The sequence below is a fragment of the uncultured Winogradskyella sp. genome, from assembly GCF_947496485.1.
Taxonomy (GTDB): domain Bacteria; phylum Bacteroidota; class Bacteroidia; order Flavobacteriales; family Flavobacteriaceae; genus Winogradskyella.
Map to the genome: position 1 here is coordinate 384185 of NZ_CANMCZ010000001.1, position 13777 is coordinate 397961.

Genomic DNA, 13777 nt, shown 5'->3' on the forward strand with positions numbered 1-13777 from the left:
ATATTAATTATAGATTAATTTACTACCAATATTAGCACATAAAATCAAAAGTACCATCCTGCACTATCCTGTTAAAATTCGGTATAGAATATTTCCTTATAATTATTCTGTCATGCACTATAGATTGCGGTTTTAAATCAATCAGTTTTAAACTTACTTTTCCACCAGTTTTCATTAGGTTGAAAACCTTCAGAAAGCACTTCCTTTCTATTTTTTTCTAATGAAGGCCATTTTTTATTTATAGTATTAGAATATCTGCTTTGTGCTTTTAACGTATCGAATTCTGAATCTTCAGATGGAAACTTAGCGTTTACGTCTTTTAACCATAACATTAAGTTATCACTAAGATTTGTGGCTATTTCTGAATGTTTGGAAATTACATTTAATGAATCATGCTCTGTTGATGGTAGTTTATAGAGTTCTTGATGTCCATCTTCCCAATAGTGAATCAGCTTCCATCCATTTTGCTGAATAACCGAAGAAGGTTCTCCTCCTTGATTTCCATAATGTGGATAATGCCAATATATTGGTCTGTTTAGGTTTAATTTTTCACCTTTTAATAATGGCTTAAGACTTATGCCATCTATATGCTGATCTTGGTTAAGTTGTAAATTAGCTAAATCTAAAAGTGTAGGATAAAAATCAGTTCCAATAACCGGAAAATCTGTTTTAATTCCGCTAGTATTCAACCAAGGCACCTTGATAAAAAAAGGAACTTTTATACCTCCTTCCCATTGGTAGCCTTTGCCACCTCTTAAAGGTAAATTGCTTGTCGCATAATGGTCACCAGAAGCTACCCCTCCGTTATCTGATGTAAATATAACAATGGTGTTATCTGAAAGTCCGTTGGCCTCAAGCGCTTTTATCACAATTCCAACAGCAGCATCCATCGTTTCCACTAGACCAGCATAAATTGGATTATCTTGAACTTGACGAATGGGTAAAACGCGTTCCATTTCATAACCTGTTTCTGTAATCCCTATACTATCAGCCTTATCTCTGTATTTATTCCACTTTTCTTCTGTGGTTTCAATTGGTGCATGTACTGCGTAAAAAGACAAAAAAGCAAAAAATGTAGAATCTTTATGCTTGCCAATAAAATCTGCGGTTTCTTCAGCCAATCTTATCGTTAAGTTCTCTCCTTTATTCCTGTTCTTAAGTTTAGGGTTGTTCCAAGGTGAAAAATAACCTCCTCTTGGCGAGCCTGCCTCTATACCTGCAATATTTATATCAAAGCCGTGATTTTCTGGATAGGATCCTTCGCCTCCTAAATGCCACTTCCCTGCAAAAAAAGTCTTGTAATCTGATTGTTGAAAAGCTTCTGCAATTGTTATATCTGCTTTTGGTAATGCGTTAACATAATCGGCAGGCAACAGTTTGTCATGCCTATTTCTGCTTCTCCAATCTTCTCCCGTTTTTGCACCAATCCAATCCGTTATGCCATGTCTTGCGGTAAACTTACCCGTCATTATACTTGCTCTTGATGGGCTACAAACACGACTCGTCGCATAACCATTTATAAACCTCGTAGATTGGTTTGCTAACTGGTCTATGTTTGGTGTTTCGTAAAAGTTACTACCTGTAATACTGAGATCGTGATAACCCAAATCATCAACAAGAATGAATAAAATGTTTGGTTTTATCGATGTAATAACGTCTTGTTTTTTGCAATTAACTAGACCAATTAGAGCTAATAAAATACAATTTTTAAGCGAAAAAAGAGAATTAAATTTTAATGACTTTTTTAACAAAATGATTATTTTGATCCGTACTAGAAATAAAATAAATACCGCTTTTTAAACTACTAATATCAACAACTTCTATGCTATTTTTCGCACTAAATTCACGAACAACCTCACCTAATATATTAGTAATAGTAAGATTTGCATTTTTAGGTATATTTCTGATTTCTAATTTTCCTGATGTTGGATTTGGGAATATTTTTACTTCTTTCTTTTCAACTGTTTCGGTAGATAACGATGCGTCATAGCACGAAGATTCTACATTATTTAAATTAAACGCTGTACCATCTGAAACATCCGTTCTACGCAATACCATTTTATCCATATAAAAGAAACTAGACCTGGCATCTACAATTACCGAATAGTTACCTGGAGCATTAAAAGTGGCCCATATAAACCTAAATGAACTACCATCATTTGTATTAGTAACAAAACCCCAACGCTGATCGATAGGAAGGTTTACAGGGTGTCTATTCATAAAAGCTTTAAAATACCCACTTGTACTAGAACCTGCTGGACAATCTCTATCTGGGTTACTTACACAACTAGGTCTTGGCTCTAACTGAGGAGTAGCAGTTGAATTGTTTTGATTAGTAGCATAAAAGTCATCAGCTACTATGCGAAGCCATGCATCATTGTGTTCTCCTCCTGAAGTGCCGGTACCAATTCGTCCACGCCATGCAAGTCTGTAAGTACCGGGATTATTAATTTTTATATTATAAGTAATTGGAGCTCCAGTTAAAGAATTGAAAGACTGTGCTCCATCCCAATATATATAATTTATGGTCGATCCAGGTAAATTAGGGTCAGCCTCACTACCAGTTTGCCAATTTGATCCAGAAGGTAAGATACCGGATTCCATCTCTATTGTTAACAACCCATTTTCTTCTTCAAATGGCAATATACCATCGCAGGCTGCCGTTTGAGAAAACATAAGGTTAGAAACTATTGAGAATATAAGTATTAGTTTAATCTTTATTCTATTATTATTCATAGCTACATAATTATTTAATTGCAATTATCTTCATTTAACGTTGAGTGTTACTTTCAGTAAATCATTATTAACAGAAGATGTTCCAACGGAAATTGTAAACGTTCCAGGTTCCACAACTTTTTTCATGTCTTGATTTAAAATATTAAGCTCATCAAAACCTAAATTAAAGCTGACTGTTTTTGTCTCTCCTGGTTTTAAGGTGATACGTTCAAAACCTTTTAACATTTTTAAATAACGTCCAACCGAAGCAAAATCATCTCGCACATACATTTGTACCACTTCATCTCCTTCTCTTTTTCCTGTATTTGTAACTTCTACAGAAACCGTAGTTGAACCGTCTGCATTAATTGTGGCGCTTTCAAGTTTCGGTGTACCATACTTAAAAGTGGTATAACTCAACCCAAAACCAAATGGATATAGTGGCGATTTATCTGCATCTTTATATAAGCCTTTACCGGAACCTATAAAATCTGGTCGTTCTAAATACGTTACAGGCACCTGGCCTACATCACGAGGAAAAGACACCGTAAGCTTACCACCTGGATTGGTATCTCCAAAGATAGCATCTGCAATAGCATCGCCAGAACGCATGCCTAAATACCAAGTCTCCAGAACAGATGGAATGTTCTCTGCTATGTAATTAATTGTTAAAGGCCGTCCATTGATTAAAACCACAATAACAGGTTTCCCTGTTTTATGGATAGCTTCAACCAATTCATTTTGAACACCATACAAATCAAGACTGGACCTGTCTGCACCTTCTCCTCCAGTTCTACGCGAACCACCTACCACAAGCACAACAGCATCTGACTTTTTTGCGGCTGCAATAGCATCCGAAAATCCTTCTTTAGAATTACTTAAAAGATCACAGCCTTTAGCATAGTTTATTTTCACTTTGCCTTTGGTTTTGCTTGTTAAGCCTTCTAATACCGACGTATAAAATGGCGGCAATCCTGAATAACCTCCTAGTAAAGAATAGGTGCCTTTTGCTGGTTGTTCTTCATGAGCATTAGGTCCAATTACTGCTAACGATTTAATGTTATTGATATCTAGTGGCAATAGATTATTGTCGTTTTTCAATAAAATCATAGCCTTTTTTGCCATTTCATACGAAAAGTCTTGATGCTCTTTTCTACCAGCATTTACAGTTTTGGTGTCAATCTCTTTTGGTTCTGCATCAAACAAACCCAATTTATATTTAGCAGTTAAAATACGAGCTGTTGCTTTGTCAATATACTTTATCAATTCAGGATTTTGCGTAATCGTATCCTTCAATACATTGGTATGGTATGCTGCTAGTTTTTCATTTTTCCCTATTACTAAATCCATATCTACACCTGCTTTTAAACCTAAGATAGCTGACTTGGCTCTAGTTTCAGCAATAAAATGCATAGTTCCTAACCTCGCAACATCATTATTATCAGAAACAATAAAACCGTCAAAACCTAATTCATCTCGTAAAATATCCTTTAGTAACCAAGTATTCATATGGTTTGGCACTCCATTATAATCTTGATGCCCTGGCATAACGGAACCTACCTTTGCTTCCTTTACTGCAGCCTCAAAGGGTGGTAAATAAACTTCTCGCAAACGACGTTCTGACATATCACTAAAACCACCATTTATACCGCGACGGTTTTCAGGATATCCAATAAAATGCTTAGCCGTTGCAATCACATGATTCTCGTCAAATCGCTCATCACCGGTACCTTGTAAACCCTCGATAAATGCAACACCCATTCTAGACACCAAATACGGGTCTTCACCATAAGATTCTTCAACACGACCATATCTAGGATCACCAGAAATGACATCTAAATTAGGTGAATAACAGTGCGTAACACCTAGAGTACGTGCTTCTAGTGCGGTTTGGGAAGCCATTTTTTTGATGAGATCGGGTTCCCAAGTAGAGCCACAGGCAATCGCTTGAGGATAAACCGTTGTATTACCGTAATAATCAAGAACAAGCCACATACCGTGCAGTGCTTCTGCATACTTCATATATGGAATACCTAAACGCTCATTGGCAGGAGCATCTTGGGTCATTTCGGCAATCTTTTCATCTAAGGTCATTTTATTGATAAGGTCTTCGACTTTTTCAGCAATTTCAGCATCTTCCTTACTTTTAGTTGGCTGGTTATTTGTTTCTGATTTACAGCAGAAAAAAGTCGTTACGACACATGCGGTTAGCAGTAATTTCTTCATTTTTTATCTTTTAGTTTATTAGTCAAAATTTCGTATTCCAGGTACAATTTTAATATTTAAGTTCTCTTGATTTTTAGGCCATTTTAAAATCACTAATTTTTGAGTGTTAGCATCCCAAACAAAATTAGTTGGATCAAAATAATTTGGTGATTTATAGGTTTCTAATCCCACATTTTTTAATGGATTATAATACATAACAATATCTGAATCTATGAGGATTGAAAATCCATCGGGATAATGCCGATTAGCGCCAACGAATATTTTTGAGGCACCTTTGCTGTTGTCTGTTTTAATTTTCACATCAAGTGTTCGGGTCGCATGATTAAATAAAAAGGATTGAATATCGCCTGCTATAGCTTGTGGAAATGGTCTTGATATAACATCAGTTATATATTTACGTTCCACAGTACCAGCATCTGTACTATCACTAAAGATTGACCATGTTGATGGCCCACCAGGTAGAAAATGCTGCATGGTTCGGTTACCTAAAAACCAGGCTTTGATTGTGCCTACTCCCATACGATCAAAAACCTCAGCGGTTCTAATATAGAGCTCGCGATATTTTAACTGACCTAATTTTCCTTCAATTAGTGTGTCTGTGGTTGCAAAGGTTGGAAAACCCCATTCACCTATAAGAATTGTTGCATTTAACATGTCTGATTCTTTATCAAACCGATCCATATTACGTTTGATAAAGTCAATATCGTTTTGGTATATATGTGGTGCAAAAATGATGTTCTTTCTGTTAATTGGCGACTTTATTTCTGAATATTGATTATTATCAATTTTATGTCCTTTATTCATAAAGATAGATTGAAACAAAATCATTTTATCGGCATTAATTTTTTGGCTTTCGTCAATTATTTTTTGATAAAGGGGAATGAGGTATTTATTAGTTAAATCCTCATAAGAAATATCCATGGTTAACTTCCTAGGTTCATTTACAACATCGTATCCAAGCACTGAATCATCATTTGAAAATCGATTCCAAATGACTTTCCATGCATCAATATAGGTTTTGTATTCTCCTTTTTTATTCTGCCAGAACTCCTCCCACACAAATTTATCGACACCATAAACCGTCATTTTAAAGACTGTTTTAATACCATGGTGTCTCCCTAAAGCAACAAGGGTATCCAGTTTTTTAAGATAATTTGGTTCTAGTTTACCATCTGGAAAATTGCTTAATTTACCTAATTCTAAACGAATGACCTGAGTATTGGCACCCATTCTTACCATTCGTGCATAGTCATCACTATTAAAAAATACTTCACCTTTATGGTCGTTTGTATTGACCACGAAACCTCTAGGAATGATATGGCGTCCTAAATCATCTCTTAGCCCGTGCTTAATTTGTGCGAAGAAAACAAAAGGCAAGCATAAGAAAAGTACAAAGTATTGGTGTTTCATATGTCTTTATTAACTTTTAGTAGTGTATACTTTTTCTAAACTTAAATAGTTTTACTGTTAGTTGAAATATTCAATTAGGTCGAAAAATCACTCTTCCGACCTAATTAAATGTGACTAACTCAAATAAAAAATTATCTTTTAAAGGTATCTATATAAGGTATTAACAGCATCCTGTTGTATCCTGTTGGCATTATTAATACAACATATATTTTTAAGTATGCAATCAGTATAGTTCAGGACAGTTAATACATACTAAATATTTATTTTTGATAAAAATATAATCTATATGCAAAAGTTAAATTATAATATCAAACTCGGATTGATTCCCCTATTGCTTGTTTTCTTAGCCTTCACTTCTTGTACCAAAGATGGACTTGGATTCTCTGAAGACGGCATTGTTTATGAAATACCAGATCCAGACTCAGATCCAGATCCTGATCCAGACCCAAATGCTGTGGTTGTGGCTGCTGATGAAGATACAAGCACAGATTTGGCTTGTCCAGCTTCAGGTGAATTTGAAAACAACACTACCAGAAATGTAGATGTAACTGACCCAGCTAATGCAGGTGAGGTTGATGATAGAAGTTGCTACTCGGATTACTCAGAAAGTATTATTGATGGTACTACTTGGGGAATATATAATATTACTGAAGGGTCTAATCACTGGGATGCACCAGGCACCTTACAACCTCGAATAGAACGCGCATCAACCATAGCAAACGCTAATGTAGGATCCTTTGTTAAATTTACAGCAGACTTTAGAATCCTTGAAGTAGCTGATGCAGGATCTTTTGGACAAGATGGAACTTATATAGCACAAGCTAAAGGGCAACATACAGGCGGAGGCGGTTCTCCTGACCCTGCTATATGCTTATATAGAGCACATCCTGTTTACGGTACTGGTATTAATGCTGATAAACAAGTTGCTTTTGATATTTATGCAGAACGCATCTTAGAACGTGGTGGATCAGGTAGCGGTAGAGAAGTTGTTTTTCTAAAACAAGTAGATAAAAACGAAATAGTTTCATTTGAACTAGAAGTAGGTTTTAAAGAAGACCCTAATAATTCTGGTCAAAAAATACACTATTGCAATGCTGTAATTGGAGGACAAGCCTTTAATTGGAATATTCCAGATCCAGATAGAGGAACGCAATCAAAAATGAGATATGGTGCTTACCGTGTTAGAGGAGGTAGAGCACAAATCAGATGGGCCAATACCACACTTGAAAGAGTTAATCAATAGATTTCATTTCTTTAAAGCAAAATATAGCAACCATTAAATCATCATGAAAAACAGCAGGAGAGATGCCATTAAGAAGTTTTTAATGGCACCTGTCCTGCTTTCAACTCCTGCATTGTGGAGTGCAACTACTACAGATAGAAGAACTGAATCTGCAGCTCAACGTTTGCAGTTCAGCGTTAATGCATATTCCTTTAATGACGAATTTAAAAGCGGTCAAATGGACCTCTTTGATATGATGGAATTTGCTTCGGACATAGGTCTAAATGCAGTAGATCTGACCGCTTACTATTTTTCATCCTATCCTAAACTTCCTAAAAAATCTGAAATTTTTGCTTTAAAAAAAAGAGCCTTAGAACTTGGTCTTAATATCTCATGGACTGGTATTCGCAACAATTTTGTAACGGCAGATACAGAAGCAAGAAAAAGGGATATAAAAATGATTAAAGACTGGCTAGATATTTCATCTATCATTGGGTCTTCAATATTACGCATATTTACCGGTAGAAACCAACCTAATGGATATACCAATGCTCAAGTAAAAACATGGTTGGTTGATGCCTTTAAAGAATGTGCTAAGCATGGTGAGGAAGTTGGTGTCATTGCCGCCTTACAGAATCATAATGAGTTCTTATTTACGGCTGATGAAGTGATTGATATCATTGAACGCGTAGACTCTGAATGGTTCGGTCTTATTCTTGATATTTCTGGCCTTAGGACCACGAGCGATCCTTATGCAGAGGCAGAAAAATTGGCTCCTTATGCCAATTATTGGTTTATTAAAGAGCATGTCTATTACAATCAAGTGAAAAAACCTACAGATATGAAGCAAATGGCTGCCATGATAAAGCGACACAATTTTCGTGGTTATGTTTCTTTTGAAAGCCTATCAGACGGTAATCCTAAAACTATTATTAAAGACATGTTAGCAGAGTTTAAAATGGAATACGAAAAAAGCTAGCTTTATTAAACTGTATTTTATTCGTTTTTTATTTCTCCATAAATAGAATTATAACTTGTTTTCGCAAAATCCATGATGAAATTGTTTTCAATTGAAATATCCCAGAATCTGAAAGAGGGCAACAATCTGGTATAAGATATGGTCCTTTAGAATTAAAGTCCGTTGAGCAAAAATAGATGGGTAAACATATCATAGACTAAAGTAGAAATAGACTAAATTTTTGTTTTCTAAAAAAGATTGGGGACATTCCAACTTTTTTTTATGATCTACATTCATTTTACACTGTTTTAAATCTCATTTTTGTTTCTTTTTTAATTTCATTACACAAAGTGATAATTGAAAAGTTTGATAAAAGGAAATGTACACAGTGCTAATTTATACAGGTCTATGTTAGCCTATTGAACAAAGAAGACCGAAATAATTCTATTCCGGTCTTAAATACTATAAACAATATCCAAATCAGTCTAAATCTTAATAACCAGGGTTTTGAGTTAAATTTGGATTTAACTGCAATTCATTTAAAGGAATTGGCAATAAAACATGATAATCTTGTATATTTTCATCAGGATTATACGTTTTGAATTCCGCATTGCGAACAACATCTAAATAAATACCCCATCTTATTAAATCGTATCTTCTGTGTGCTTCCGCAGCTAACTCCCATTTACGCTCATCATAAATAGATTCTCTAAACGCTTGTTGACTTAGACCTAAAATAGCTTCAGCCTCTCCTACAGTCGCATAAGCACGCTCTCGTATACTCCTAATATACTCAAAAGCTGTATTAGCATTGCCACCTGGACGTTCGTTTTCACATTCAGCAGCCATAAGATGCACATCTGCCATTCTGAATACTAATCTATTATCACCGTGATTAAATCTTGGGGAAGTCTCAAAATTAAGATTCATAAACTTAGGTAAATATGTATGATTCAACTGAAAACCCTCATAAGAATCCATAATATTTAATGGTCTTCTTAAATCATTAGCAGGAAATTTATTAGCAAAGTCTAATGATGCAATCTGAAGTCCAGTACCATTAAATTCTTCTCCGTTGGCAGATAGAGCTGCTCTCAGAGGATCTCTATCATCTGAATTTGCTGGCTCATCTCTTATACGCGGATTAAAGAGACTTGGTCTCCAATAATTATTTCCAGCAAATGAACGGCCTGGAAATGCTGGCTCAAATTGCCCTGTAACATCCTTGGCAAAATCTAATGACCAAATAATTTCTGCATTATATTCGTTAGCAGGGTCAAACACTTCCGCATAAGTTGGTAATACGATATGAGGAGATCCATTGATAATCTCTAAACATTTATCTAAGCCCATTTGCCATTCTTCAGCTTTCATATGTATTTTTGCTTCAATAACAGCTGCTGCCCACTTAGAGGCTCTTCCTCTATCTTCATCTGGCAAAACAGATGGCAAATTACTTTGTGCAAACTCCAAATCATCTAATACGCTTGCTAAAATAATATCTTTATCAGTTCTTGCAAGTGAACCAATCTCTTCTAAGGTAAGAACTTCTGTATAAAAAGGAGCATCGCCCCAAAGGTTGGTAATATGCCAATAAGCCATAGCGCGTAGAAATCTCGCATTTGCAATAGTATTGGTCTGAACATCTTCAGAAATGGCTTCATTTCCTGAAACCCTATCAATAAAAACATTGGTATTTAGTATAACTCTATACAGATTCTGCCAAGTATCAGACACACTCATTTTTTGGTTTGAGATATCAGCGGTAGCCGCACTTAAACTGTAATTACCCATTATCTCGAAAATTGGATGTGAACGATTTGGCTCTATAATATCAACCCCGTTGTCATACCAATTATCCAACCCTGCTTGTCCATAAATAGAGTTATTTTTAATTAGGGAGTATATACCTGTAATACCTTGTTTTGCATCCTCATCAGTGGCAAAGAAATTTTCTGGAGTAATAATATCTCTTGGGTCTTCCTCTAAAAATTCGTCACAACCAAAACATGTGAACATAATTAAGGAAATACATAAAAATAATTTATTTGTTTTCATAATTCAATTTTTTAAAAAGTTACGTTAAGTCCTAAACTTAAAACACTGGCATTGGGATACTCCCCATTTGCAAATCCTTGGGCTAAGTTACCCAAACCGCCTCTACCAAAACGACTAGTCTCAGGATCAATTAATCTGAAATCTGAAAGCAATAGTAAATTGGTTCCAGTTGCATAAATTGCCATGCCTTCTAAACCTTTCCACCCCATTTCTTTAACAGGCAAATTATACGTAAATCTAACATTTTTTAGACGCAAGTGTGTAGCGTCCTCGACATCAAAAGAATTGGGCTGATAAGCACCTTCAACAAATCCAGGTCTAGGAACATTAGAATTGGAGTTTTCAGGTGACCAATAATTAGCAACTTCTGCATACTTTGGCAGCTCGCCACGAATGAAAAAACTATTACGTGTTCTTAAATTAAAAACTTCACTACCAACCGTTCCTTGAATATAAATACTTAAATCGAAGTTTTTATAAGAAAAATTGTTCTCAAACCCAAAAATTAAATCTGGAAAAGGATTTCCAAGTACCTCAAAGTCTTCGTTGGTTATAAAACCATCTCCATCTGTATCTTTATATCTTGGGCCTCCAACAAAATTTGTAGCAGTATCTTGTCCTGAAGCATCAATTTCATCTTGACTTTTCCAGGTTCCTAAATACTGGACTCCAGTAAATACTGGTGCCGTTTCGCCAACGATTAACCTTAGGTTTCCAGCACCTAAAATCTCGTCTACAACGACGTCAATAAACTCCTCACCTCCTAGATCTAAAACCTTATTTTTATTAGAAGAAAGCGTTAATGTAGAATTCCAAGTAAAGTTTTCATTATTTATATTGGTAGAATTTACTAGAAATTCCCATCCTTTATTTTCTAAAGAACCTATATTTTGTAATTGATTTGTATAACCTGTTTGTCTAGGTATTGTAACATCTAATAATAAGTCTTCTGTTTTTTTATGATAGTAATTAAATTCTGTAAAAACTCTACCTCCAAAAAGCGAAGCTTCTAAAGCAATATCAAAAGACGTTGTTGTTTCCCAAATTAAATTAGGATTAGCTGGTCTACCCAAGAGAAGACCAGGAAGCTCAATTCCATTAGTGGATGTGTTTGCCTCGGCATAAACAGCTAAAGTACTGTATGGATCTATAGCTTGGTTACCTGCTTGACCATAACTAGCTCTTAGTTTTAGATTACTAAATATGTCTTGATCTTGCATAAACGACTCTTCACTAATTTTCCATGCAGCTGCTATAGAGGGGTAAAAATTATACTTATTACCAGGTGCGAACACAGAACTACCATCACTTCTACCAACCAATGTTAACAAATATTTGTCTTTAAACGTGTAATTAAGCCTACCGAAAAAAGAAACAAGTGTTCTTTGACTATAACCAGAACTCACTATATTTCTTGTAGGATCAGTTCCTAATCCTAAAGAGTTGAATGTTGTAGCATCTGTAGTAAACCCAAAAGCCTGAGCTGACGCAGTTTCAATAACATCTTTCTGGAAAGAGGCACCACCTAAAACCGTATAACTATGATCCTCTCCAAAAGTTCCAGAATACTGCACGGTATTTTCGTTATTCCAATTAATAGTAGATATAGTACTTATTCTAGCATTACTGTCTCCAACTTGTAAATCTGGTCTTTGGCTAGACGTAAATTCGTTCCTTTTAGAATTGGTAATATCTGGATTAAAAGTAGAGCGTATAATTAAATTTTCTATAGGACTATATTCTAGATATATCGTTGCTAATAAATTGCTAGAAATAGTCTCATCTATATCTAGTTTTGCTGTTGCAACAGGGTTGTTAAATGGATTACCGGTTACTTCATTAGCCCCATTGAAAGAACCATCGTCATTGTAAATAGGTTGGGTTGGTAAAATACCTAAAAGACCTCCATAACCAACTACACCATTGTCCAGTTTAATTCTTGAATAATTAATACGAGTTCCTGCTTTTAAATTATCAGTTATTTTAAAATCTAAATTAGACCTAAATATATATTTTTGTATTCCTGAATTCTCAATAAGACCATCTTGATCGAAAAAATTTAACGAATTATAATAACTTACACTTCCGTTTTCTGAAGAGCCAGCTATAGAAACATCTACATTATGAATAGGCGATGGATTTAATAAAAGGTCTAAATAGTTATTATCTGGGTAGTCCGATGGATTTCCTGGAAATGGCTCAGCCACACCTCTTATAATAGCATCCTGATTGGTGTATTCAATTTGTTGTTCCTGACTTAAATAGTCTGGTTGTTCAGGTACTAATTGTGTGCTTGTAAAAATACCTACATTAATTTGTGGTTTACCACCACCAATATTAGCACCACTTTTGGTGGTTACCAAAATTACTCCATTTGCACCTCTTGACCCATAAATAGCAACAGATGATGCATCTTTCAAGACCTCAATAGATTTGACATCATTTGCATTAAGATTGTTTAGGTTAAAATTTGTTCCAACAATAATACCATCAATAACCCAAAGTGGTTCGTTACTGCCAGTAATGGAATTACCTCCACGTACTCTGATGGCGGTACCAGCACCTGGTGCACCACTAGTTTGCGTTACTTGTACACCTGCTGCTCTACCTTGCAGGGCTTGATCAACTCTCGAAACTGGTACATCAGCTACATCTTGAGCACTAACCGAAGAAACGGAACCTGTTAAGTCAGATTTTCTCTGGGTTCCATAGCCAATGATAACTACCTCATCTAATGAGCTATCTGGTTCTAAAGTTACATTAATTACAGATTGGTTTCCTACAACCACCTCTATTGAGGTATAGCCTACATAAGAAAACACTAATGTGCTTTCGGAGCTGGCTTGGATTGAATAATTCCCGTCAAAATCTGTTTCAGTTCCTGTTGTTGTTCCCTTAATTATGACTGAAGCACCAGGAAGAGGGAGTCCTTCTGCTGTAACTTTACCAGTTACCAATTGTGCATTTGACATTGCAACGAATGAAAATGTCAAAATAACACACAGCCATGTTTTACGAAAACCACAACATTTGTTCAATGTGATTAATAATTTCATAAGAATATTGTTTGATTGTTATTATATATCTAAATTATTATGAAATAATTTAAGAACTATCCTGTTCTATCCTTTGGTATCCTGTACAATCCTGCACTTCCTAAAGTGGCGTAATACCAAGATTTTGAGTAA

8 protein-coding genes are annotated in these 13777 nt (G+C 35.3%); 2 read left to right on the forward strand and 6 right to left on the reverse strand.

Annotation, left to right across the window (positions count from 1 at the left end; translation table 11 throughout):
• Positions 1-137 precede the first annotated feature (137 nt).
• Genes Q0822_RS01635 through Q0822_RS01650 form a run of 4 tightly spaced genes read right to left on the reverse strand, consistent with a single transcriptional unit; the run spans position 138 to position 6351 of the window.
• Complete coding sequence (locus tag Q0822_RS01635; RefSeq protein WP_299119298.1) at positions 138-1751, reverse strand: sulfatase; 1614 nt, start codon at positions 1749-1751, stop codon at positions 138-140.
• On the reverse strand, positions 1726-2736 hold the full coding sequence (locus tag Q0822_RS01640; protein WP_299119301.1) for a T9SS type A sorting domain-containing protein: 1011 nt from the start codon (positions 2734-2736) through the stop codon (positions 1726-1728). Before Q0822_RS01640 ends, Q0822_RS01635 begins: the two co-directional genes overlap by 26 nt.
• Before the next feature lie 30 nt (positions 2737-2766).
• Positions 2767-4941: a beta-xylosidase gene (locus tag Q0822_RS01645; protein WP_299119304.1), complete on the reverse strand. Its 2175-nt coding sequence runs from the start codon at positions 4939-4941 to the stop codon at positions 2767-2769.
• A gap of 18 nt (positions 4942-4959) precedes the next feature.
• Positions 4960-6351 carry a cellulase family glycosylhydrolase gene (locus Q0822_RS01650; RefSeq protein ID WP_299119306.1) on the reverse strand — a complete coding sequence of 464 codons (1392 nt, stop codon included), beginning with the start codon at positions 6349-6351 and terminating at the stop codon, positions 4960-4962.
• 286 nt (positions 6352-6637) lie between these two features.
• Here Q0822_RS01650 and Q0822_RS01655 point away from each other — a divergent pair, with 286 nt between their 5' ends.
• Both Q0822_RS01655 and Q0822_RS01660 read left to right on the forward strand, forming a co-directional pair.
• Complete coding sequence (locus Q0822_RS01655; protein WP_299119308.1) at positions 6638-7594, forward strand: hypothetical protein; 957 nt, start codon at positions 6638-6640, stop codon at positions 7592-7594.
• 43 nt (positions 7595-7637) lie between these two features.
• On the forward strand, positions 7638-8552 hold the full coding sequence (locus Q0822_RS01660; RefSeq protein ID WP_299119310.1) for a sugar phosphate isomerase/epimerase family protein: 915 nt from the start codon (positions 7638-7640) through the stop codon (positions 8550-8552).
• A gap of 471 nt (positions 8553-9023) precedes the next feature.
• Here Q0822_RS01660 and Q0822_RS01665 read toward each other — a convergent pair whose 3' ends face one another.
• Both Q0822_RS01665 and Q0822_RS01670 read right to left on the reverse strand, forming a co-directional pair.
• Positions 9024-10589 carry a RagB/SusD family nutrient uptake outer membrane protein gene (locus Q0822_RS01665; RefSeq protein WP_299119313.1) on the reverse strand — a complete coding sequence of 522 codons (1566 nt, stop codon included), beginning with the start codon at positions 10587-10589 and terminating at the stop codon, positions 9024-9026.
• 11 nt (positions 10590-10600) lie between these two features.
• Entirely contained in the window at positions 10601-13645 is a 3045-nt protein-coding gene (locus Q0822_RS01670; protein ID WP_299119314.1) for a TonB-dependent receptor, read from the reverse strand.
• Between the last annotated feature and the right edge of the window lie 132 nt (positions 13646-13777).

Bases quoted from the DNA above. Each gene is read 5' to 3' on its own strand.
- Q0822_RS01640 (WP_299119301.1), bottom strand. From the start codon at position 2,736: ATGAATAATAATAGAATAAAGATTAAACTAATACTTATATTCTCAATA.
- Q0822_RS01645 (WP_299119304.1), bottom strand. From the start codon at position 4,941: ATGAAGAAATTACTGCTAACCGCATGTGTCGTAACGACTTTTTTCTGC.
- Q0822_RS01650 (WP_299119306.1), bottom strand. From the start codon at position 6,351: ATGAAACACCAATACTTTGTACTTTTCTTATGCTTGCCTTTTGTTTTC.
- Q0822_RS01655 (WP_299119308.1), top strand. From the start codon at position 6,638: ATGCAAAAGTTAAATTATAATATCAAACTCGGATTGATTCCCCTATTG.
- Q0822_RS01660 (WP_299119310.1), top strand. From the start codon at position 7,638: ATGAAAAACAGCAGGAGAGATGCCATTAAGAAGTTTTTAATGGCACCT.
- Q0822_RS01665 (WP_299119313.1), bottom strand. From the start codon at position 10,589: ATGAAAACAAATAAATTATTTTTATGTATTTCCTTAATTATGTTCACA.
- Q0822_RS01670 (WP_299119314.1), bottom strand. From the start codon at position 13,645: ATGAAATTATTAATCACATTGAACAAATGTTGTGGTTTTCGTAAAACA.